Source organism: Comamonas sp. MYb396, from assembly GCF_037479555.1.
Classification (GTDB): Bacteria; Pseudomonadota; Gammaproteobacteria; order Burkholderiales; family Burkholderiaceae_C; genus Comamonas.
Window position 1 is genome coordinate 725,389 of the sequence record NZ_JBBGYU010000002.1, and the last position, 22,634, is coordinate 748,022.

Here is a 22,634-nt window from a genome sequence, read left to right on the forward strand (position 1 = left end):
CAGCGATGTCATCTCTTCAATCATTGGATATCAAGCGCCGCTCCGCCACCACCACCCCATCGCCCAGCGTGCGCAGCCCGCACGGCGGCGAGGTGGCCAAGCTGATCGATGTCTCCAAGTGCATCGGCTGCAAGGCCTGCCAGACCGCCTGCATGGAGTGGAACGATCTGCGTGACGATGTGGGCACGGCAGCGGCCGGGGTCTACGACAACCCTACCGACCTGACGGCCAACTCCTGGACGGTGATGCGGTTTTCCGAATACGAAAACGAAGCCACCGGCAATCTGGAATGGCTGATCCGCAAGGACGGCTGCATGCACTGCGAAGACCCGGGCTGCCTCAAGGCCTGCCCCTCTCCCGGTGCCATCCTGCAGTACACCAACGGCATCGTCGATTTCCAGGAGGAAAACTGCGTGGGCTGCGGCTACTGCGTGACCGGCTGCCCGTTCAACATTCCGCGCATCTCCAAGAAGGACCACAAGGCCTACAAGTGCACGCTGTGCTCGGACCGCGTGGCCGTGGGCCAGGAACCCGCCTGCGTCAAGACCTGCCCGACCGGCGCGATCATGTTTGGCACCAAGACCGCCATGCAAGAGCGTGCCGAGGAGCGCATTGTCGACTTGAAGGAGCGCGGCTTTGACAAGGCAGGCCTCTACGATCCGCAAGGCGTGGGTGGCACCCACGTGATGTATGTGCTGCACCATAACGACAAGCCCTCGCTCTACCACGGTCTGCCCGATGATCCATCGATCAGCCCCATGGTGAGCCTGTGGAAGGGTGTGGCCAAGCCACTGGCGCTGGCAGCGCTGGGCGTGGCCGCTGTCGGCAGCTTCTTCCACTACATCACCAAGGGCCCGATCGAAGTGCCCGAGGAGCTGGAAGAGGAAGAAGCCGCCAAGGCGCGCGCGGACAAGGGCGCCGACCACCACGAGGAGTCTGGACGATGAAAAGCAAGACCCGTGATCTCCAACGCTACACCGCTGGCGAACGCGTCAACCACTGGGTGGTCGCGATCAGCTTTGTGCTGCTGGCCTTGTCGGGCCTGGCGTTCTTCCACCCCTCGTTCTTCTTCATGACGAACCTGTTCGGTGGCGGACCCTGGACCCGCATCCTGCATCCCTACATCGGTCTGGTGATGACCGTCGGCTTTGTGCTGATGTTCTTCCGCTTCTGGCAGCTCAACATCATCCGCAAGAACGATGTGGAGTGGCTCAAGAACGTGCCCGCGCTGGTCAATGGCGAGCACGAGAAGATGCCACCGGTGGACAAGTACAACGGCGGCCAGAAAGTGCTGTTCTGGATGCTGGTGCTGTGCATGGCGGGCCTGTTGGTGACCGGCGTTCTGATGTGGCGCGCCTGGTGGAACCTGCCGGTGAACGTGGTGCGCGCTGCGGCGCTGCTGCATGCGCTGTCGGCCTTTGGCCTGATCGGTCTGATCATCGCCCACATCTACGCGGCCATCTGGACCCAGGGCACGATCCGCGCAATGACGCGCGGCACGGTCACCCGCGCCTGGGCGCGCTTTCACCATCCGCTGTGGTACCGCCGCATGACGGGCGACACCACCGACCTGGACAAGCCCGCCAGCCACAAGCACGGCGCCTGATGCGCCTTGCAGGCCTGCCCCGTCCCGCGGCCCTGTGCCGCAGCGGGCCAGGTCCTGCCCGCATCGCCCCCTGCCCTGCTCCCCAACGCCGATAGCCCCGCCAGGACTATCGGCGTTGATTTTTGAGAAAATCCCCGTATGCAACGCATTCTTCAACCCGGTGAGATCGAGTCGCTCGACCACACCAGTTTTCCACGCGTGCTGCTGCCCAACACCAGCAGTCTGTTTCTTGACCGAGCCCAGCGCATTCGCCAGCTGGCCGACGGCAACCCGATTGCGGACTACCTGCTGTTCATCGCCAAGCTGGTGGACGCCCAGCACCAGGCAGCCCAGGGCCTGCAGGTGGCTGCGCCCGATGCAGCGGCCATCGCGCAGGCCCAGCAGTACTCGTCGCCGCTCTTGCCCGCCGCCGACCACCTCGATCCCGTCTGGCACCAGGTGCTGGACGGCATGCTCGGCCAGCTGGCCAGTGCCGATGGCCTGCCCGAGGCCTTGCAGCCGCTGATTGGCGAGCTGCAGCGCTGCGGCACCGAGGACCGCAATGCGCTGGCCAAGCGCCTCCTGACCAAGGAGCTGGCCGCGCGCGATGTGGGCCTGGCGCCCTTTGTGATGGCTGCGCTGCAAGTGGTGTTTGCCACCCGCGCCAGCCAGCTGCGCCTGGCCGACATCCCCTTTACCGACCCGGCCACGATCTGCCCGGTCTGCGCCAGCGAGCCGGTTGCCGGCGTGGTGCGCATTGGCGGCAAGATGGCCGGCCACCGCTACCTGCACTGCGGCTGCTGCGCTACCGAATGGCATATGGTGCGCGTCAAATGCAGCCACTGCGAATCGACCAAGGGCGTGCGCTACCAGGGCCTGGAAGGCGGTAAGGATGTGGTGCTGGCAGAGACCTGTACCGAATGCGGCAGCTACCGCAAGCTGGTCAACCAGGAAAAGGACCCGCTGGCCGAGCCACTGGCCGATGACCTGGCCAGCCTGATGCTGGACCTCTTGATGAGCGAGCAGACCGCGTTCTCGCGCGCCAGCGGCAACCCGCTGCTGTTTGTGGCCGTGGCCGAGCCGCAAGCGGCCGATGCCGATGGCAGCGTGCCCGATCTGCACTGAGCGCTTGCCGAGTACCTGAACGTTTTGGCACCATGCCATACTGGACGATGGCGCTGCTGCCGCAGCCCATCGTTTTTTTATTTCAGTCCCTGTTTGAGCTGGTTTGCCCATGAACGCACCCACCCACCTGCCCTCTGTAGACAAGCTGCTGCAGCACCCGCGCACCGCTGCGCTGTTGGACAGCTATGGCAAGGCCCAGTGCACACAGGCCATCCGCACCGCGCTGGGCGAGGCCCGCAGCCGCTGGCTGGCAGCGGCGGGCAGCGACGCAGAAGATGCCGATGCCTTGCTGGACGCTGCCGAGCAAAAGCTCCAGCAGCTGTTTGCGCCGCGCCTCAAGGCCGTCTACAACCTGACCGGCACGGTGCTGCACACCAACCTGGGCCGCGCGCTGCTGCCGCAAGAGGCTATTGACGCCGTGGTGCAGGCGCTGGCGACCCCCAGCAATCTGGAATACGACCTGGCCGACGGCGGCCGGGGCGACCGCGATGATCTGGTCGAAGACCTGGTCTGCCGCCTGACCGGTGCGGAGGCCGCCACCATCGTCAACAACAATGCGGCTGCCGTGCTGCTGGTGCTGTCCACCTTGGCACGCGACAAGGAAGTGGTGGTCTCGCGCGGTGAGCTGGTCGAGATTGGCGGCGCCTTCCGCATCCCCGATGTGATGACCCGCGCCGGCGCCCGCTTGGTCGAGGTGGGCACCACCAACCGCACCCATGAGAGGGACTACGAAGCCGCGCTGGGCGAGCACAGCGCTGCGCTGATGAAGGTGCACTGCAGCAACTATGCGATCAGCGGCTTTACCAAGTCGGTGGCCGAGGCCGATGTGGCCCGCATCGCCCATGCGCGCCAGCTGCCCTTGATCGTGGACCTGGGCAGCGGCACCCTGATCGATATGCGCGACTGGGGCCTGCCCTATGAGGTGACCGTGCGTGAGACCATCGAGGCTGGCGCCGATGTCGTGACCTTCAGCGGCGACAAGCTGCTGGGCGGCCCGCAGGCCGGCATCATTGTCGGCAGCAAGGCCTTGATCGCCCAGATCAAGAAGAACCCGCTCAAGCGTGCGCTGCGCGTGGGCAAGCTCACCCTGGCCGCGCTCGAGCCCACCTTGCGCCTCTACCTGCACCCCGAGAAACTGGCCGAGCGCCTGACCACCTTGCGCCTCTTCACCCGTCCGGCTGCCGCCATGGAGCAGCAGGCGATTGCGCTGCAGGCGCCGCTGCAAACCTTGCTGGGCCCCGACTATTTGGTGGAGCATGCCGCGATGACCAGCCAGATCGGCAGCGGTGCATTGCCCGTCGAGAGCCTTCCCAGCCATGGCCTGGTCGTGCGCCCCCAAGAGCGCAAGCGCGCCGGGCGCCTGTTGCAGCAGCTCGAGGCCGCGCTGCGCCAGCTGCCGCGCCCGGTGATCGGCCGGCTGCGCGACGATGCGCTCTGGCTGGATCTGCGCTGCCTCGAAGCCGCTGACCAGGCCGCCTTTGCCGCCAACCTGCAGCAGCTGGCGCTGGGCAGCAGCGGCAAGGACGGCCAGGCATGATCATCGGCACTGCAGGCCATATCGACCATGGCAAGACCACCCTGGTACGCGCGCTCACCGGCGTGGAGACCGACCGGCTGAAGGAAGAAAAGGCGCGCGGCATTTCAATCGAGCTGGGCTACGCCTACACCCCGCTGGCCAATGGCGATGTGCTGGGCATCATCGATGTGCCCGGCCATGAAAAATTTGTGCACACCATGGCCGCCGGGGCCGTGGGCATTGACCATGCCCTGCTGGTGGTGGCCGCCGATGACGGCGTGATGCCCCAGACGCTGGAGCATCTGGAAATCCTGCAGCTGCTGGGCATACGCCAGGGCACGGTAGCCCTCACCAAGGTCGACCGCGTGCCGCGCGCCCGCATCGATGAGGTGCGCGATGAGATCACCGCCATCCTGGCCCGCAGCAACCTGGCCGATGCGCCCATCTTTGAGACCGCAGCGGCGCTGCCCGATGACCCGGGCGTCTGGGCGCTGCGCCAGCACCTGCACCAGCAGGCCCAGGCCATGCCCCAGCGCGCCAACAGCGGGCTGTTCCGCCTGGCGGTGGACCGGGTCTTCAGCCTGCCCGGCCAGGGCACGGTGGTCACCGGCACCGTCTTCAATGGCCAGGTGGCCGTGGGCGACAGCCTCGTGCATTCGGCCAGCGGCGAGCCCGTACGTGTGCGCAGCATCCATGCGCAGAACCAGGCGAGCGAACACGGCCTGGCCGGCCAGCGCTGCGCACTGAACCTGGCGGGCATCGCCAAGGAGGCCATCACGCGCGGCGACTGGATCATGGACGCGCGCCTGCGCCAGACCACCCAGCGCATCGATGTGCGCCTGCACCTGCTCGCCGATGCAGCGCCGCTGGCGCAGTGGTCGGCCGTGCACCTGCACCTGGGCACCATGCGCTGCACCGGCCATATCGCCTTGCTGCAAGATGGCGACCTGGCCCCAGGCACCGAAGCACTGGCCCAGCTGGTGCTGGATGCCCCGGCGCTGGTGCTGCCCGGTGACCGCGTCATCGTGCGCAATGCCCAGGCCAACCGCACGATTGCCGGCGCCATGGTGCTCGACCCCTACGCCCCCGCCCGCAAGCGCCGCAGCGACAGCCGCATGGCCTACCTGGCTGCGCTGGCACACTGGATTGACACCGCCGACACCGGCCCGCTGCTGGCCGAGGCCCCGCTGGGCCTGGCCCGCTCACAGCTGGTACGGCTGACCGGCACGGCGACACCGGCCGTGGCCGAGACCTGCGCCCACCTGCCGCTGCCCGATGGCGATGCGCTGCTGGTGGACAGCCAGGCCTGGCATACGTTGCAAGACCAGCTGCTGCAGGCGCTGCACCGCTTTCATGAAGTCGCCCCGGATGAGCCCGGCATCAACGCAGCCCGGCTGCGCCGCATGGCCCTGCCTGCGCTGCAGCATGGCCCCCACGATGCGCTCTACCATGGCCTGCTCGATGCGTTGATCGCCGCCGGTCAGATCGCCAGCAGCGGCGCCTGGCTGCACCTGCCCGGCCACCGGGTGCAGCTGAGCGAGGCCGAGCAGGCCCTCGCCCAGCGCTTGATGCCCGCGATCACCGAAGGCCGCTTTGACCCGCCCTGGGTGCGCGACCTGGCCCGCGACCATGGCGCCGGGGAGGAGCTGGTGCGCCAGCTGCTCAAAAAGCTCTCGCGCCAGGGCCTCGTGTTCCAGGTGGTCAAAGACCTGTTCTATGCCGCCCCCTCCATGGATGCGCTGGCGGCACTCACCGCAGAGCTTGCCCAGCAGGCCGAGCGCGGCGAAGTGCAGGCCCATGCCTTCCGCGATGCCACCGCCCTGGGCCGCAAGCGCGCCATCCAGATCCTGGAGTTCTTTGACCGCGTGGGCTATACCCGCCGCGTGCGCGATACGCATGTGCTGCGCCCGGGTGTGCGCTGGCAGGCGGGCACAACCTCGTAAGCCACCCAAGGGTCTGCGGCAGCGCCAGCCGCAGGCGCCACGCAGAGCCGCTACAATCGGCCATCTTGCCCAACACGCACGTGTTGCAGGGAAGGCAATCGTGCCCGGTGGCGCGGCCGGGCTTCAAACCCGGTGAGGGGTGTCAGCCACTCCTGGGTTGGTTCGACTCCAGCTGTCTTCCGCCATCCCCATCCCCCCCAAAAAACAGCATGGCATAGCTCTGCCAGCCAAATGCCGATAATGGTGGGCCGCCATGGGCGGCACCGCTTTTCTCGCCAGTCTGTTAGCCCTGAGGATGCCCGTATGAATGCCCCCACCACCGCCCTGCCCACCTCGCCACGCCTGACCTCGCTGTCGCATGGCGGCGGCTGCGGCTGCAAGATTGCCCCTGGGGTGCTGGCCGATCTGATGAGCCGCAGTGCGGTGCCCAAGCAGTTCTATGCGCAGCTGCTGGTGGGCACCGAGACGGCGGATGACGCGGCGGTCTACCAGATCAACGACACGCAGGCGATTGTCGCGACCACCGATTTCTTCATGCCCATCGTCGATGACCCCTATGACTTTGGCCGCATTGCTGCGACCAATGCGCTGTCGGACATCTACGCGATGGGCGGCACGCCGCTGATGGCGCTGGCCATTGTCGGCATGCCGATCAATGTGCTGCCCCACGACGTCATTGCCAAGATTCTCGAGGGCGGCGAGTCCGTCTGCCGCGATGCCGGTATTCCACTGGCCGGCGGCCACTCGATCGACTCGGTCGAGCCCATCTATGGCCTGGTCGGTATCGGCATCGTCAACCCGGCGCAGCTCAAGCGCAACCGCGATGCCCAGGCGGGCGATGTGCTGATTCTGGGCAAGGCCCTGGGTGTGGGCATCCAGTCCGCGGCCTTGAAAAAAGGCCTGCTCAGCGACAGTGACTACGCCAGCATGGTGCGCACCACCACCCAGCTCAACCGGCCCGGTGCCGCACTGGCGCAGCTGGCCGATGTGCATGCGTTGACCGATGTCACCGGCTTTGGCCTGCTGGGCCACACGCTGGAGCTGGCGCGCGGCGCGCAGCTCACAGCCGTGATCGACAGCCAGGCGCTGCCACTGCTGCCCGGCGTCCTCGATCTTGCCCAGCAAGGCGTGGTGACCGGCGCTTCGGGACGCAACTGGGCGTCCTACGGCAGCGATGTGGCGATGGGCGCGCAAGTGCCCGATGCGATGCGCAGCCTGCTGACCGACCCGCAGACCTCCGGCGGCCTGCTGGTCTCCTGCACGCCGGAGGCTGTTGGCCAGGTGCTGGACATCTTCAAATCCCAGGGCTTTGCCGATGCCTGCGTAGTCGGCCAGATGCAGGCGGGCGAGGCACAGGTCGTGGTGTCGTAACAGCGCAGCGCCTGGAGGCAAAAACGCCTGCTGGATGCAGGCGTTGTTGGTGGGGGCGCGATAACGCCGGTATGTGCTTAGAACGGCAGCTTGGGCATGCCGCCGCCCATCATGCCCTTCATGCCGCCCATCTTCTTCATCATCTTCATCAGGCCGCCGCCCTTCATCTTCTTCATCATCTGCTGCATCTGGCCAAACTCGTTGAGCAGGCGGTTGACCTCTTGCACCTGCACGCCAGCGCCAGCGGCAATGCGCTTCTTGCGCGTGGCCTTGATGAATTCGGGCTTGGCGCGCTCATAGGGGGTCATCGAGCAGATGATGCCTTCCTTGCGGCGCACTTCGCGCTCGGCCTTGTCCATATCGACCTTACCAGCCTTGCCCGCCAGCTCCGAGGGCAGTTTGTCCATCAGGGTCGACAGGCCCCCCATCTGCTTCATCTGCTGGAGCTGGCCCAGGAAGTCGTTCAGATCAAAGCCGTCGCCGGACTTGATCTTCTCGGCCATCTTCTGGGCCGCCTCCATGTCCACGCCCTTGGAGACCTGCTCGACCAGGGCCACGATATCGCCCATGCCCAGCACGCGCTGCGCATGGCGCTCGGCGTCGAACACTTCCAGGCCATCGAGCTTTTCGGACACACCGGCGAACTTGATGGGCGCGCCGGTGATCTGGCGCACCGACAGCGCCGCACCGCCGCGCGAGTCACCGTCGAGCTTGGTCAGCACGATACCGGTGAGCGGCAGCGCCTCCTTGAAGGCCTTGGCGGTGTTGATCGCGTCCTGGCCCTGCATCGCATCGACGACGAACAAGGTCTCGACCGGCTTCAAGGCCGCATGCAATTGCTGGATTTCGGTCATCAGCACTTCGTCGATGGCCAGGCGGCCGGCGGTATCGACCAGGAGCACATCAAAGTAGTGCTTCTTGGCGTAATCGAGCGCCGCGTTGGCAATATCCAACGGCTTTTGGTCGGGCGTGCTGGGGAACCATTCCGCGCCCGCCTGCTGGGTCACGGTCTTGAGCTGCTCGATAGCGGCGGGGCGGTAGACGTCTCCCGAGACGGTCAGCACCTTTTTCTTGCGCCGCTCGATCAGGTGCTTGGCCAGCTTGGCCGTGGTGGTCGTCTTACCGGCACCTTGCAGGCCGGCCATCAGGATCACCGCCGGCGGCTGGGCCTGCAGATTGATGTCGGCCACGCCCTCGCCCATCGTGGCGGCCAGTTCCTTGTTGACGATCGACACCAGGGTCTGGCCCGGCTTGAGGCTGCCCAGCACTTCCTGGCCCAGCGCTTTTTCCTTGACGCGGGCAATGAAATCGCGCACCACGGGCAAGGCCACATCCGCCTCCAAGAGGGCCATGCGCACTTCACGCAGCATGTCCTGGACATTGGATTCGGTGATACGGGCCTGGCCACGCATTTCCTTGACGAGGCGCGAGAGTTTATCGGTCAGTGCGGAAGCCATAGGGTGGAGTCTTGAGTAATCGTGGCAAAGGGGGCGCCCAGCGGTAGCCGCTGGCCGGAGCCCGGGCTAAAAACGACTGGCGCCAGGGGCTGTAAGCCACAGCCCTGCAAACCTTTGATTCTACCCGCTCACCCCAAAACTGACGCGGGGCCAGGGCTGGCAGCCTGCCCGCGAGCGCAAGAAACTATGGCCCGCTCCCTACAATAGGTAAATGTTTGACCGTGAAGCGCCAAACGAATTTAGCCTTTGAGGCTGCGCACATGCAGGCCCGAAGCCGCGACAATGCAGCTGCGGCCTGCGCCTGCCCCCGCTGGCATGGCCAGCTGCAATGCCAAAGCCCTGCCCGCCACCCTGAGGTGGCGCTTTCTTTGACCAGGATCACCGATGCCAGATACGCCGTATCGCCACTTGCTAGACCATTTCTCGGACGCCTTCTTCGTGACCGATACGCAAGGCCGGATCCTGGATGTCAATACCCAGGCCTACCGGGAGATGGGCTACAGCCTGGCAGAGCTGATGGCCCTGACGGTGGCCGATTTTGCGCTGGACTACACACAGGAGGAGTTGCTGGCCCTGTGGCAGAAAATGGAGCCCGGTGAACACACCGTGGCCACCAACACCCACCAGCGCAAGGACGGCTCCTGCTTTCCCGTCGAGGTGCACATCACCTGCCAGCTGGTGGATGGCGAGAAGCGCTTTTTCACCATCTCCCACGACATCACCGAGCGCGTGCGCCGCGACCAGGAAATTCAGCTGCTCAATGCCGCGCTCGAGCAGCAGGTCGAGAAAAGCACCCAGCAGTGGCGCCATTCCACCCACCTGCTCGATGCGGTGATGCGCGGCACCTCGGACATCGTCTTTGTCAAAGACCGCCAGGGCCGCTATGTGTTTGCCAACCCCGCGGCCGAGGCCATCACGCAGATGCCGCCTGGGGGACTGATTGGCAAGACCGATGCTGAAATCCTCGGCGGCCACAACAATTTTGCCGACGACGATGCCGCCGTTTACCGGAGCAGCACGCCGGTGGTGTCGGAGTCGCATGCGCTGATCGAGGGGCGCCGGCTCAGCTTCCAGTCCATCAAGAGCCAGTACCGCAACGAGCATGGCGAGGTCATCGGTCTCTTGGGCATTTCGCGTGACACGACGCAGATGCGCGAATCGGAAAACCAGCTGCGCCAAAGCTATGACTCGCTGCGCCGCGCCGAGCGGCTCTCGCGCATCGGCAGCTGGACGCTGGACCTGGCCAGCGGTGAGATCGAGGCCTCGGAGATGATGTACGAGATGAATGGCCTGGACCCGCAGGGGCCCAAGCTGACCCAGGACAACATCGCCCACATGATGCCGCCGCAGGACTATGCCAAGGTGGCCGCGGCCATTGCCCAATGCGCCCAGACCGGCCAGCCCTACCGGCTCGATGTGACCCATTACACGCCCGATGGCGGCCAGTTCCCGGCCAGCATCCTGGGCCAGGCCGACTATGACAGCAGCGGCCGCATCGTCAGCCTCAGCGGCACGCTGCAGGATCTGTCCGAGCGCGAACAGGCACGCCAGCGGCTGGAAGCACTGGCCGACAACCTGCCCAGTGGCGCGATCTACCGCGTCGAAGGCTCGGCCACGACCTTGCGCATGAGTTACATCAGCGCCGGTATCGAAAAGCTCATCGGCGTGAGCGCGCAGGCCATCATGGCCGACAACGCGGCCTATATCAAAACCATCCACCCGGCAGATCTGGCGATGTACCGGCAGCAGCAGCGCGAGGCGTTGGAGCGCCTGAGCCTGTTTGACTGCAGCTTTCGCATCATCCGCCCCGATGGCAGCCTGCGCTGGCTGCGCTGCCGCTCGGCACCCAGCCGCCAGGAAGCGGGCACGATCTGGGACGGCATCATGCTCGATATCACGCGCGAGCGCGAGGCCGAGCTGGCACTGCAAAAAGCCAAGGAAATGGCCGAAGCGGCCGAGCGCGCCAAGTCCGAGTTCCTGGCCACGATGAGCCACGAGATCCGCACGCCGATGAACACCGTCATCGGCATGACACGCCTGATCCAGCAGACCCCGCTGCTGCCCAAGCAGCGCAACTACCTGGAGAAGGTGGAGCTGTCGGCCAACGCACTGCTGTCGGTGATCAATGACATCCTGGATTTCTCCAAGATCGAGGCGGGCATGCTCACCCTGGAGAACGTGGAGTTCGCGCTCGACGATGTGCTCGAGACCGTCTCGGCAGTCACCACCTTGCGCGCCGAGGAAAAGGGCATCGAGGTGGTCTACTCGGTCGCGCCCGATGTGCCCCGGCAGCTGAGCGGTGACCCGTTGCGCCTGAGCCAGGTGCTCAACAACCTGGTGAGCAATGCCATCAAGTTCACCCACTTGGGTGAGGTGGTCATCAGCATCCAGACCACCGAGACCGCCGGCAACCGCCCCGTGGTCCCGGGCAAGATCGGGCTGGAGATCACCGTCAAGGACACGGGCATCGGCATGAGCCCGGCCCAGATGAGCCAGCTGTTCCGCCCCTTCTCGCAGGCCGACAGCCAGACCACGCGGCGCTACGGCGGCTCGGGCCTGGGCCTGGCCATCTGCCAGCGCCTGGTGGGCCAGATGGGGGGGGAGCTCAAGGTCGAGAGCAGCCCGGGGCTGGGCAGCACCTTCTACTTCTCGGTGCAGCTGCACCCCGCCCAGCTGCAGCAGGCGCCCAAACCAGCCCGCTACCACGGCACGCCGGTGGACCGCGTGCTGATCGTCGACGACAACGCCAGCGCACGCGACATCCTGGCCGAGATGGTGCGCGGCTTTGGCATGCGCGCCGACACGGTGGATTCGGGCGAGCAGGCCTTGTCCGATCTGCAGCTCGCCTCCCGCGTGGGCACGCCCTATGGCCTGGTGCTGATGGACTGGCGCATGCCAGGCATGGACGGGCTGGAGGTGGCGCGCCGCATCCGCGAGGAAGAACACCTCTCGGCCACCCCGGCGGTGCTGATGGTGACCGCCTACGGCCGTGACGAGGTCATGCGCAAGGCTGAAGAGCTGCACCTGCAAGGCCTGCTGATCAAGCCGGTGACCCAATCGGTGCTGTTCAATGCCATCTTGGAGGCTTTGCAGTCGCAGGGCGGCGGCCTCTCGCGGCGCGCCCTGCCCGACACGCCGGGCCAGCCGCAGGCGCTGCACACCAACCCGATCCAGCTCTACCCCCACCTGCATGGCAAGAATGTTCTGGTGGTCGATGACAACGCCCTCAACCGCGAGGTGGCTGCCGACTTCCTCAGCCTGGTCGGCGTGCAGGTGAGCCTGGCCACCAATGGCGCCGAGGCGCTCAGCATGCTCGAGCACCACCACTACGACGCCGTGCTGATGGATGTGCACATGCCGCAGATGGATGGGCTGGACGCCACGCGCGCGCTGCGCCAGCTGCCCCATCTGCAGCAGCTGCCGGTGATTGCGCTGACCGCGCAGGCCCGCGTCGAGGATCGCAGCGCCATTGAAGAAGCGGGCATGAACGCCCACCTGACCAAGCCCATTGACGAGCGCAAGCTGTACGAAACGCTGAGCGAATGGATCGCAGGCCCCGGCAACGATGCCGATACGCCGGATGCGCCCGAGTCCGAATTCCTGCGCGACGAGGCCCGCGTGGCAGCCACGCCCGGCATCAACCACGCCAAGATGCTGCAGCGCTTCCATGGCAATGCCGAGCGGGTCGAACGGGTGCTGGCCGGCTTTTACCGCGACTTTGCCGACGCCCCCCAGACCCTGGTGCTGCATGTGCAGCAGTCATCCTGGGAGCCGCTGTCGATGCTCGCCCATTCGCTCAAGGGGGCGCTGGGCTACCTCGATGCCACGGCCCTGGTCCAGGCGGCCGAAACCATCGAGAGCCAGGCCCGGGAGTGGACGCAGGCCCCGCCGCCCGCTGCGCAGCCCCAGCGCCTGCTGCATGCCGAGACCTCCGAGTTTGCCGCCCAGCTGCAGACACTGCTGCAAGGCCTGGCCACGCGCCAGCATGCACCGGCCCCGCCGAGCGCAGCGCTGGACGCCGCGCCTGCGGCCAGCCCGCCCGCTGCCACCAGCCTGCGCCAGGACCTCAAGCACCTCAAGCGCCTGGTGGCCGATGGCGACTATGCCGCCGTCAGCGAGCTCGAACGCATGCTCCTGGCCAGCCCCACGGCGCGCTGGACGCCGCTGCTCCAGCAGATCCTGCAGCATGTGGAAGACCTGGACGGCGAGGCCGCGCTGGCGGCGATCGAGCGGCTCGAACAGATCCTGCCTTGACCTTCTGGCTACCAGCCCCCTTGAGACCTAGACCCCCTACCATCGCACCATGCAAGCTGAGCCCGATAACGACCAACCCACCATCCTGATTGTGGATGACGAGCGCGTCAACCGCTCCATGCTCGCCGAGCTGCTGGGCCAGCAGTACCGCGTGCTGCTGGCCAAGGACGGCCCCAGTGCGCTGACCATCGCCACGCGCGAATCGCACCGGCTGCTGCTGGTGCTGCTCGATGTCAGCATGCCCGGCATGAATGGCTATGAGGTGCTGACCCAGTTGAGAAAGCAGGAGGCGACGGCCGGCATTGCGATCATCTTCATCACCGGCCAGAGCGATGCTGCGGCCGAGGAGTATGGCCTGCGCCTGGGCGCGGCCGACTATGTCTCCAAACCCATCCGCCCGGCAGTGGTGAGTGTGCGGGTGCGCAACCAGATCGACCTGGCGCTGCAGCGCCAAGCCTTGCAGCGCCTCGCGCAGGTCGATGGCCTGACCAACCTGGCCAACCGCCGGCATTTTGATGACATGCTGCGGCGCAGCCAGCGCCTGTGCCTGCGCAGAAACGACCCGCTGGGCCTGGCGCTGATCGATATCGACCACTTCAAGCTGTACAACGACCACTATGGCCATGTGCAAGGTGATGAGGCGCTCAAGCAAGTAGCCGGTACGCTGGCGCGCCATGCGCGCCGCCCTTATGACCTGGCCGCCCGCTTTGGCGGTGAGGAGTTTGCGCTGATCCTGCCCGGCCACGCCGATGCCGTGGCCGTGGTGGAGCGCTTTCGCCAGGAAGTGCAGACGATGGCGATTGCCCATGCGGCCTCCACCACCGCGCCTGAGCTGACGGTGAGCTGCGGGGTGCTGACCATCCACTGCGGCCAGACCGACGGCCTGGAGGACTGCCTGCGCCGGGCCGACGAACTGCTGTATGAGGCCAAAACCAGCGGCCGCAACCGGGTCTGCGCGACCAGCGTCGGCATATAGCGCGCGCCGGGCAGGCTCTGCGGTTGATCGCTGGCAATAGCCGGCAGATGGCAAGGCGCTAGCGCCCGCGCAGAGCACACAGGCCTTTCGCCGCAGCTATGATAGCGGGCATGCTCTCTCCCGCCTTTGCCGCAGCCAGCACCAGCCCCATCGGCTGGGCGCTGGCCATTGCTGCAGCCATTGCCTACGCCATCCCCGCACTTGCGGCCCGACGCCTGCAGGAGCCCAGCGCGCGGCTGGGCTTGCGCGCGGCCTGGGCCTTGCACCTGGCGGCCATCGGCTGGAGCCTGGTGGGTGACATGCCCCATTTCGGCTTTGCGCCGGCGCTGTCCGTCACCGCCTGGCTGGTGCTGACGGTGTATGTGGTCGAGCAGCAGCTCTACCCGCAGCTGCGCTCGCGCTGGCCGCTGTCGGCCATGGGCTGCATCGCGGTCCTGCTGGCCGGCGTCTACCCCGGCAGCCCTTTGCATGTGAATGCCTCGCCCTGGCTGCCGCTGCACCTGGCGCTGGGCATTGCCTCCTATGGCCTGTTTGCCGCCGCCGTCGTGCATGCCGCACTGATGACCCGGGCCGAGCGCCAGATGCGCCAGGATGGCAGCCACGACAGCGGTCTGCCACTGCTGGCCCTGGAGCGCCTGACCTTCCGCTTTGTCACGGCCGGCTTCATACTGCTGTCCGCGACCTTGCTGGCCGGCTGGTGGTTTGGCGAGGCGCTGTACGGCAAGGCCTGGGTCTGGAACCACAAGTCGGTGTTCTCGATGCTGGCCTGGTTGACCTTTGCCGTGCTGCTGGTGGGCCGCAAGCGCTTTGGCTGGCGCGGGCAGCGCGCCGTCAACATGCTCTATGTGGGCGCCACCTTGCTGCTGCTGGCCTATGTGGGCTCGCGCTTTGTCCTTGAAGTCATCTTGAAACACTGAGCTGCCATGAAGTATTTGCTGGTATTGCTGGTGCTGGCCGTGGGCTGGCACATGTGGCGCAGCCAACGGGTCAAGAACGCGCCGCCGCCACCGCCCAAAAAAGGCCTGGCCAAGCCCGAGCCCATGGTGCACTGCGCGCACTGCGGCGTGCACCTGCCGCAGTCCGATGCCATCGGCTACCAGGGCGCACATTACTGCTCGCAAGCCCATCTCGCCCAGGCGCTGCCGCCTGGCCAGCGCTAGGCTTTGGGCATCGCCACGATGGCCGCGCTGGCGTTGATGGAAACCCCCTTCAAGCGCCTGTGGCGCGGCTACCTGGTGGCCCGCGTCTTTGTGGCCCTGCTGCTGGCGCTGGGCGCCATGGCCATCACGCCGGCGCAATCGGGCCCCTTGCTGTCGCAGCTGGCGCTGCTGGGCGCCTATGGCATCTCGGCGATGCTGTATGCCGCGCTCAGCCACCAGCCGCCACCGCAGCGCCGCGTCTATGCCTGGCTGCCCACGATCGGCATGGATCTGCTGTTGATCTCGCTGCTGGAGGTGACCAAAACCGGTACCTACACCTTGACGCCGATGTTCGGCCTGGCGGTGCTGTTTGCCGGCACCCTGGGCGGTTGGCTGGTGACCTTGGGCAGCTGCGCCTACATCACGATCTTCCTGATTGTCGAGTCACTGAGCTTTCGCCTGTCGGTGTTTGACCCCGATGGCACGCAGAACACGGTGCAAGCGGGGCTCGCCGGGGCGGCCTATTTTCTGGTGGGCATCCTCGTGCGGCTGCTCGCCTCGCGGGTGGAGCGCGAGACCTTGCAGGGCCTGCGCAATGCCGCTGCGGCCAACCAGCAAGAGCAGATCAATGCGCTCATCCTGCAGAACCTGCCCGATGGCGTGCTGGTGGCTGACCAGGCCTTGCAGGTGCGCATTGCCAACCCGGCTGCCATGACCTTGCTGGGCCACCCCCACCTGCCGCTGGCGCTGGCGCAGTTGCCCGCCTGGCGCGGCGTGGTCGAGCAGGTCACCCAGACCTTTGCCGAGCAAAAGCCCTTCTCGCAAGACCTGGCACTGACCGCGCCGCAGATGGCCCCCATCGGCCTGCATGTGCGCACCTGGCTGACCCACCCGCTGCCCACCTTCGGCACCATTGGCAGCCATGACAATGACCCGCTGTGCCTGGTGTTCTTGCATGACCTGCGCGAGATAGAGGCGCGGCTGCGCACCGAGAAAATGGCGGCAATGGGGCGCATGTCCGCAGCTGTCGCCCATGAAATCCGCAACCCGCTGACGGCCATCACCCAGGCCAATGCGCTGCTCGATGAGGAGCTGACCGACCCGGGCCAGAAGCGCCTGACCTATATGGTCGAGCAAAATGCCCAGCGCCTGGGCCGCATTGCCGAAGATATTCTGGACATTGCCCGCGTGCATAACCAGATCCAGCCCGGCGATGGCGACTCCATTGCCCTCAATGACAGCGTGCTGCACATCTGCCATGACTGGATGGCACTGGCCCCTGCCGCCCACACCGTGGCGCTGTCGCTCAGTGCCGAGGACAGCCTGGTGGCCTTTGACACCGGGCACCTGCGCCAGCTGCTCTACAACCTGCTCAACAACGGCCAGCGCTACCGCCGGGACTGTGCAGACTCCTTGCGCGTCAGCACCCACAGCAGCCTCACGGGCACCACCACCTTGGTGGTCTGGAGCGACGGCGCGCCCATCGAGCCGACCATCGAAAAGCACCTGTTCGAGCCCTTCTTCTCGTCCGAGAGCCGATCGAGCGGCCTGGGCCTGTACATCTGCCGCGAGCTGTGCACCCGCCATGGCGCTATGATCCGCTACGAAAGGCAGAGCACAGCGCTGCCCGAGCTGGCACAGGGCAATGCCTTTATTGTGCAGTTTCGCAGGGCCGCCAGCCCCGCGCATCCCCAGCAGACTGATTTGATCCACCAGGCATGAGTTTTGAAAACACCACTGTTCTGGTCGTGGACGATGAGCCCGACCTCAGAACCCTTTATGAGCTGACCTTGCTGCGCGAAGGCTACCGGGTCTACACGGCCGGCTCGGTGCAGGAAGCCCGCGCCCAGCTGCAGCAGCGCCGCTTCGAGATCCTGATCACCGATATGCGCCTGCCCGATGGCCTGGGCATGGAGCTGCTGCAGGACCTGCGCAGCCAGGGCCGCAGCGAGCGCGCCATCGTCATGACCGCCTATGGCTCGGCCGACAATGCCGTCGCGGCCCTGCGCGAAGGCGCGTTTGACTACCTGACCAAGCCAGTGGACCTCAAGCAGTTTCGCCAGGTGGTGGCCTCTGCCAGCCAGGGGCTGCAGGATGCCGCTGCGCTGGCCCTGGCGCAGCCCGCGTCTCAAGCGGCGCCGCAGCCGGGCACGCCCGCGCGGTCAGCCCTCCCGGCCCAGCGCGAATTGATCGGCCCGTCCCTTGTGATGCAGCAGGTGCGCGAGCGCATTGCCAAGGTGGCCGGCAGCATGGCGCCCATTCTGGTGCGCGGCGAATCGGGCACCGGCAAGGAGCTGGTGGCCCAGTCCTTGCACCGCAACAGCCAGCGGGCCAGCGGGCCGATGGTGGCCGTCAACTGCGGCGCCATCCCCGAGAACCTGCTCGAAGCGGAGTTCTTTGGTGCCCGCAAAGGCGCCTACACCGGCGCCAACCAGGACCGCGAAGGCTTTTTCCAGGCCGCCCATGGTGGCACCCTCTTCCTTGATGAAATCGGCGAGCTGCCGCTGTCGATGCAGGCCAAGCTCTTGCGTGCGATCCAGGAGCGCAAGGTGCGGCCCCTGGGCTCGCAACAGGAAGAAGCGGTCGATGTGCGCATCGTCAGCGCCACCCACCGCGATCTGGCGACCGATGTGCAGACCGGGCGCTTTCGCCAGGACTTGTACTACCGGCTCAACGTCATTGACATCTTCATCCCGCCGCTGCGCGAGCGCCGCGAAGATGTGCCCGCGCTGTGCCAGGCGCTGCTCGAGCGCATCGCCAGCGAGAGCGGCCAGCCGGTGCCCCAGCTCAGCGCCCAGGCGCTGCACACCTTGGCGGGCCACGCGCTGCCGGGCAATGTGCGCGAGCTGGAAAACCTGTTGCTGCGCTCGGTCGCCTTGAGCGATGGCGCTTTTCTCGATGTGGAGCCGGCCCGGGCTGGTGCCACGCCTCCCGTGCCCGCGCAGAGCCAGGCAGCAGAGCCGGCACCGGCCTATGTACGGCCCAGCGCGCCGCTGGCGCCGCTCCAGCCACAGGCTGCGGCCATGGCCCCCAGCAGCCTCCAGCGCTTTGCGCCGCCACAGGATCTGCCCGCCGATCTGCAGGCCTGGCTCGATGGCATCGAGCGCGACATCCTCGTGCGTGCGCTGCAGGAGTTTGGCTTTAACCGCACCGCTGCGGCCAACCGCCTGGGCATCAGCCTGCGCCAGATCCGCTACCGCATGGAGCGGCTGCAGATCCATGACCCCAGCGATGGGATGCAGCCCTAGGGCCCGCCGCCATGCCCCACGACCTGCCCGAGACACCGCCTGGCGCGCACCCCCACGCTGCGCCTCATGCCAATATGCACGCCACCAGCGCGCCGCAGGCAGCGCTCTGGCAAGACGGCTGGCTGCGCACGGCCACGCACTGCCCCTCGCCCAATTTCGGCCCCCGGCCTGAGGGGGCATGCACCGATCTGGTGGTCGTCCACTCGATCAGCCTGCCGCCGGGCATCTACGGCACGGGGGATGTGCAGCGCCTCTTTACCAACCAGCTCGACTGGGATGCCCACCCCTATTTCCAGAGCATCCGGGGCCTGCAGGTGTCCTCGCATTTCTTCATCACGCGCCAAGGCCTGGTGTGGCAGTTTGTCAGCGCCGACCAGCGCGCCTGGCATGCCGGCCAATCGTTCTGGCGCGGCAGGCCGCGCTGCAATGACGACTCCATCGGCATCGAGCTCGAAGGCCTGGAGGGCGAGACTTTCGAGCCCGCCCAGTACGAGAGCCTGGTGCAGCTGTGCCAGCAGATCCGCGCGCAGTATGCGATCGCCTATATTGCCGGCCATGAGCACATTGCGCCGGGCCGCAAGAACGACCCGGGTCCCGGCTTTCTCTGGCCCCAGCTGCAGCAGGATCTGGCCTGGCCGCGATCGATGTTTCCCGCATCGCTCGGCCTCTAAATCGGGCTATAGCCCAAGCCTCTAAGAACCTGTTCAAAGCCGCCTGCATCTGCCCGGCATCCCCTTTCATTCGCATGCAATGAAAGGCATGTACGCCACAAAAAACACGGCAATTTTCCACATTTGAAAAAAATTTTTTCAGATGCAATGCCTATGTTTTACGCAGGCTCTGCAACGCAGATGGCGCAGAAACACACACACAGCGGTGGTTTGCAGGCGCAAACCACCACGCCATGCGCAGTTGCCGCCGTTTTGCTGCGCAGCATGGTCATCAGCACTACACACAAAGCCTGCAATGCGCCATACACTACAGGTAGTGTCCAGCGCTTAATAAAACACTACATGTAGTGTGAGGTGGTTGCCGGCGGCTCAGTGGTACCGGTATGCCCAGCGCTGTTTCTCCGGCTTTTCATGCACCACAGAGAGGACATCATGAGCGCTGCTTCGCTTTCCGAGCATCGGTCCGCACCGGCCGCCAGCTCGCGCACCCTGGATGGATTTACCGTACTGCCGGACTACCAGATCATGCGGCGCAATGGAGCAGTCGTCCCTTTCGAGCCCCCCAAGATCACCACCGCCATCATGAAAGCCTTTCTGGCCGTGCATGGCAGCCAGGGCTCGGCATCGGCCAGCGTGCGCGAAGTGGTCGAGAACCTGACCCACACGGTGGTGCGTGCGCTGATGCGCTCGCGCCCGGGCGGCGGCACCTTCCATATCGAAGATGTGCAGGACCAGGTCGAGCTGGGCCTGATGCGCGGCGGCAACCATGAGGTGGCACGTGCCTATGTGCTGTACCGCGAGCGCCGCAACCAGGAGCGCGCCCAGCTCCAGGCCCAGCACACGCCCGCCCATGCCAGCTTGCATGTGCAGGACCGGGGCCAGCAGGTGCTGCTCGATGTCAAAAAGCTCCATGACCGAATTGCCGCAGCCTGCCAGGGCCTGGGCCAGGATGTCGACCCCGCGCCCATCTTGAGCGAAACCCTGCGCAACCTCTATGACGGCGTCCACATGGACGAGGTGTTCAAGGCCTCCATCCTCGCCGCCCGCACCTTGATCGAAAAAGACCCGGACTACAGCTTTGTCACCGCGCGCCTGCTGCTGCACACCATCACGCGCGAGGTGATGGGCCAGGACGTCAGCAGTGCCGACATGGGCGCGGCCTACCGCAGCAGCTTCCCCGGCTTTGTCGCGCAAGGGGTGGAGCACGAACTGCTCGCCCCCGAGATGCTGGACTTTGACCTGCCGCGCCTGGCCGCCGCCCTCCAGCCCGAGCGCGACCTGCAGTTTGACTACCTGGGTCTGCAGACGCTGTATGACCGCTATTTTCTGCATGTAGGCCAGCAGCGCATCGAGCTGCCCCAGGCCTTCTTCATGCGCGTGGCCATGGGCCTGGCGCTGAAGGAGGACGACCGCAATGCAAGGGCCATCGCGTTCTATGACCTGCTCTCGTCCTTCGACTTCATGTCGTCCACACCCACCCTGTTCAACAGCGGCACCCTGCGCTCGCAGCTGTCGTCCTGCTACCTGACCACGGTGGCCGATGACCTGGGCGGCATCTACGATGCAATCCGCGAAAATGCCTTGCTGTCCAAGTTTGCCGGTGGCCTGGGCAATGACTGGACGCCGGTGCGTGCGATGGGCGCCCGCATCAAGGGCACCAATGGCGAATCGCAAGGCGTGGTGCCTTTTCTCAAAGTGGTCAACGACACGGCCGTGGCAGTCAACCAGGGCGGCAAGCGCAAGGGCGCCGTCTGCGCCTATCTGGAAACCTGGCACCTGGACATTGAGGAGTTTCTGGAGCTGCGCAAGAACACCGGCGATGACCGCCGCCGCACCCATGACATGAACACCGCCCACTGGATCCCCGATCTGTTCATGCAACGGGTCATGGAAAAAGGCCTGTGGACCTTGTTCTCCCCCTCCGATGTGCCCGATCTGCATGACCGCTTTGGCCAGGACTTTGAGCGGGCCTATACCGCCTACGAGGCCAAGGCCGCCAGCGGCGAGCTGGCGCTGAGCAAGACCGTGCCCGCGGTCGATCTGTGGCGCAAGATGCTGTCGATGCTGTTCGAGACCGGCCACCCCTGGATCACCTTCAAGGATGCCTGCAACCTGCGCTCGCCCCAGCAGCATGCCGGCGTCGTGCACTCGTCCAACCTCTGCACCGAGATCACGCTCAACACCAGCGACACGGAAACCGCCGTCTGCAACCTGGGCTCGGTCAACCTGGCGCGCCACTTGAAGGACGACGGCCAAGGCGGCCTCGCGCTCGACCATGACAAGCTCAAGCGCACCATCACGACGGCCATGCGCATGCTCGACAACGTCATCGACATCAACTACTACGCGGTGGGCAAGGCACGCGACTCCAACCTGCGCCACCGCCCGGTGGGCCTGGGCATCATGGCCTTCCAGGACAGCCTCTACCAATTGCACATCCCCTACGCCAGCGATGCGGCCCTGCAGTTTGCCGACAGCTCGATGGAGGCGGTCTGCTACTACGCCTACTGGGCATCGACCGAGCTGGCGCGCGAGCGCGGTGTCTACAGCAGCTACCCCGGCTCGCTGTGGAGCCAAGGCATTTTGCCGCTGGACACGCTGGACCTGCTTGCCCAGTCGCGCGGCCAGGCCGGCTATGTGCAGGTCGACCGCAGCATGCAGCTAGACTGGGAGGCACTGCGCCGCAAGATCGCGCAGGACGGCATGCGCAACTCCAACTGCGTGGCCATTGCGCCCACGGCCACGATCTCCAATATCGTCGGTGTCGATGCCTCGATCGAGCCCTCGTTTGGCAACCTCTCGGTCAAGTCCAACCTCTCGGGCGAGTTCACCGTGATCAACCAGTACCTGGTGCGCGACCTCAAAGCGCTGGGCCTGTGGGACGATGTGATGGTCATGGACCTCAAGCATTTCGATGGCTCGCTGCGCCCCATCGACCGCGTGCCCCATGCACTCAAGGCGCTGTACGCCACCGCCTTTGAAGTCGATCCGGTCTGGTTGGTGGAAGCGGCCTCGCGGCGCCAGAAATGGATAGACCAGGCGCAAAGCCTCAATATCTATATGGCAGGGGCCTCGGGCAAGAAGCTCGACGACGCCTACAAGCTTGCCTGGGTGCGCGGCCTCAAGACCACCTACTACCTGCGCACCACCAGCGCCACGCAGGCCGAGAAATCCACCATCCAAAGCCGCGTGCTCAATGCCGTGCCCAGCAGCCATGCCTCGCCCGTTGCCCAGGCTGTCGCCAACGCCGCCGCTGCTGCATCGCAGTTCGCCGCGCCCGGCACCGACATTCGCTTTTGCGCCATCGATGACCCCGGCTGCGAAGCCTGCCAGTAGACCACGCGGACCG

The 22,634-nt window shown here is 65.9% G+C and carries 15 protein-coding genes and 1 tRNA gene; 15 read left to right on the forward strand and 1 reads right to left on the reverse strand.

The genetic code is table 11. The features are described 5' to 3' along the window. The first annotated feature begins 5 nt into the window (after positions 1-5). From fdxH to selD, 7 genes are all read left to right on the forward strand, one after another. Complete coding sequence (fdxH, locus tag WH265_RS07450; protein ID WP_021026451.1) at positions 6-947, forward strand: formate dehydrogenase subunit beta; 942 nt, start codon at positions 6-8, stop codon at positions 945-947. Next, the gene (locus tag WH265_RS07455; protein ID WP_021026452.1) at positions 944-1,606 is read left to right on the forward strand and encodes a formate dehydrogenase subunit gamma; all 663 of its coding nucleotides are present in this window, start codon (positions 944-946) and stop codon (positions 1,604-1,606) included. Before fdxH ends, WH265_RS07455 begins: the two co-directional genes overlap by 4 nt. A 138-nt stretch (positions 1,607-1,744) precedes the next feature. Then, positions 1,745-2,710: a formate dehydrogenase accessory protein FdhE gene (fdhE, locus tag WH265_RS07460; protein WP_339557821.1), complete on the forward strand. Its 966-nt coding sequence runs from the start codon at positions 1,745-1,747 to the stop codon at positions 2,708-2,710. Between the two features lie 109 nt (positions 2,711-2,819). Beyond that, a complete protein-coding gene (gene selA, locus WH265_RS07465) occupies positions 2,820-4,247 on the forward strand; it encodes an L-seryl-tRNA(Sec) selenium transferase (RefSeq protein WP_339557822.1) in 1,428 nt (475 codons plus the stop codon). After that, positions 4,244-6,169 carry a selenocysteine-specific translation elongation factor gene (gene selB / locus WH265_RS07470; protein ID WP_339557823.1) on the forward strand — a complete coding sequence of 642 codons (1,926 nt, stop codon included), beginning with the start codon at positions 4,244-4,246 and terminating at the stop codon, positions 6,167-6,169. The genes selA and selB overlap by 4 nt, the downstream gene beginning before the upstream one ends. Positions 6,170-6,258: 89 nt before the next feature. Further along, a tRNA-Sec gene (locus tag WH265_RS07475) sits at positions 6,259-6,354 on the forward strand. Between the two features lie 118 nt (positions 6,355-6,472). Further along, positions 6,473-7,540, forward strand: coding sequence for a selenide, water dikinase SelD (selD, locus tag WH265_RS07480; RefSeq protein ID WP_339557824.1), 1,068 nt, complete (start codon positions 6,473-6,475; stop codon positions 7,538-7,540). Positions 7,541-7,617: 77 nt separating this feature from the next. Here selD and ffh read toward each other — a convergent pair whose 3' ends face one another. After that, the gene (gene ffh / locus WH265_RS07485; RefSeq protein ID WP_021026457.1) at positions 7,618-8,997 is read right to left on the reverse strand and encodes a signal recognition particle protein; all 1,380 of its coding nucleotides are present in this window, start codon (positions 8,995-8,997) and stop codon (positions 7,618-7,620) included. A 384-nt stretch (positions 8,998-9,381) separates the two neighbouring features. Here ffh and WH265_RS07490 point away from each other — a divergent pair, with 384 nt between their 5' ends. From WH265_RS07490 to WH265_RS07525, 8 genes are all read left to right on the forward strand, one after another. Further along, positions 9,382-13,251 (forward strand): response regulator, encoded by a 3,870-nt coding sequence (locus tag WH265_RS07490; protein ID WP_339557825.1) that lies wholly within the window; start codon positions 9,382-9,384, stop codon positions 13,249-13,251. Positions 13,252-13,300: 49 nt separating this feature from the next. Then, positions 13,301-14,227 (forward strand): diguanylate cyclase, encoded by a 927-nt coding sequence (locus WH265_RS07495; RefSeq protein ID WP_021026460.1) that lies wholly within the window; start codon positions 13,301-13,303, stop codon positions 14,225-14,227. Between the two features lie 110 nt (positions 14,228-14,337). Next, entirely contained in the window at positions 14,338-15,144 is an 807-nt protein-coding gene (locus WH265_RS07500; RefSeq protein ID WP_339557826.1) for a cytochrome C assembly family protein, read from the forward strand. Positions 15,145-15,150: 6 nt separating this feature from the next. After that, the gene (locus WH265_RS07505; protein WP_021026462.1) at positions 15,151-15,387 is read left to right on the forward strand and encodes a PP0621 family protein; all 237 of its coding nucleotides are present in this window, start codon (positions 15,151-15,153) and stop codon (positions 15,385-15,387) included. 3 nt (positions 15,388-15,390) lie between these two features. Next, a complete protein-coding gene (locus tag WH265_RS07510; RefSeq protein WP_052329916.1) occupies positions 15,391-17,088 on the forward strand; it encodes an ATP-binding protein in 1,698 nt (565 codons plus the stop codon). Continuing rightward, complete coding sequence (locus WH265_RS07515) at positions 17,085-18,614, forward strand: sigma-54-dependent transcriptional regulator (RefSeq protein ID WP_339557827.1); 1,530 nt, start codon at positions 17,085-17,087, stop codon at positions 18,612-18,614. Before WH265_RS07510 ends, WH265_RS07515 begins: the two co-directional genes overlap by 4 nt. A gap of 74 nt (positions 18,615-18,688) precedes the next feature. Beyond that, entirely contained in the window at positions 18,689-19,285 is a 597-nt protein-coding gene (gene ampD / locus WH265_RS07520) for a 1,6-anhydro-N-acetylmuramyl-L-alanine amidase AmpD (RefSeq protein ID WP_339517453.1), read from the forward strand. 432 nt (positions 19,286-19,717) lie between these two features. Beyond that, on the forward strand, positions 19,718-22,621 hold the full coding sequence (locus WH265_RS07525; protein ID WP_339557828.1) for a ribonucleoside-diphosphate reductase subunit alpha: 2,904 nt from the start codon (positions 19,718-19,720) through the stop codon (positions 22,619-22,621). The last annotated feature ends 13 nt before the right edge of the window (positions 22,622-22,634 follow it).

What these genes read in the sequence shown, in the direction of transcription:
- fdxH (WP_021026451.1), top strand. Translation starts at nt 6, where the DNA reads ATGTCATCTCTTCAATCATTGGATATCAAGCGCCGCTCCGCCACCACC.
- WH265_RS07455 (WP_021026452.1), top strand. Translation starts at nt 944, where the DNA reads ATGAAAAGCAAGACCCGTGATCTCCAACGCTACACCGCTGGCGAACGC.
- fdhE (WP_339557821.1), top strand. Translation starts at nt 1,745, where the DNA reads ATGCAACGCATTCTTCAACCCGGTGAGATCGAGTCGCTCGACCACACC.
- selA (WP_339557822.1), top strand. Translation starts at nt 2,820, where the DNA reads ATGAACGCACCCACCCACCTGCCCTCTGTAGACAAGCTGCTGCAGCAC.
- selB (WP_339557823.1), top strand. Translation starts at nt 4,244, where the DNA reads ATGATCATCGGCACTGCAGGCCATATCGACCATGGCAAGACCACCCTG.
- selD (WP_339557824.1), top strand. Translation starts at nt 6,473, where the DNA reads ATGAATGCCCCCACCACCGCCCTGCCCACCTCGCCACGCCTGACCTCG.
- ffh (WP_021026457.1), bottom strand. Translation starts at nt 8,997, where the DNA reads ATGGCTTCCGCACTGACCGATAAACTCTCGCGCCTCGTCAAGGAAATG.
- WH265_RS07490 (WP_339557825.1), top strand. Translation starts at nt 9,382, where the DNA reads ATGCCAGATACGCCGTATCGCCACTTGCTAGACCATTTCTCGGACGCC.
- WH265_RS07495 (WP_021026460.1), top strand. Translation starts at nt 13,301, where the DNA reads ATGCAAGCTGAGCCCGATAACGACCAACCCACCATCCTGATTGTGGAT.
- WH265_RS07500 (WP_339557826.1), top strand. Translation starts at nt 14,338, where the DNA reads ATGCTCTCTCCCGCCTTTGCCGCAGCCAGCACCAGCCCCATCGGCTGG.
- WH265_RS07505 (WP_021026462.1), top strand. Translation starts at nt 15,151, where the DNA reads ATGAAGTATTTGCTGGTATTGCTGGTGCTGGCCGTGGGCTGGCACATG.
- WH265_RS07515 (WP_339557827.1), top strand. Translation starts at nt 17,085, where the DNA reads ATGAGTTTTGAAAACACCACTGTTCTGGTCGTGGACGATGAGCCCGAC.
- ampD (WP_339517453.1), top strand. Translation starts at nt 18,689, where the DNA reads ATGCACGCCACCAGCGCGCCGCAGGCAGCGCTCTGGCAAGACGGCTGG.
- WH265_RS07525 (WP_339557828.1), top strand. Translation starts at nt 19,718, where the DNA reads ATGAGCGCTGCTTCGCTTTCCGAGCATCGGTCCGCACCGGCCGCCAGC.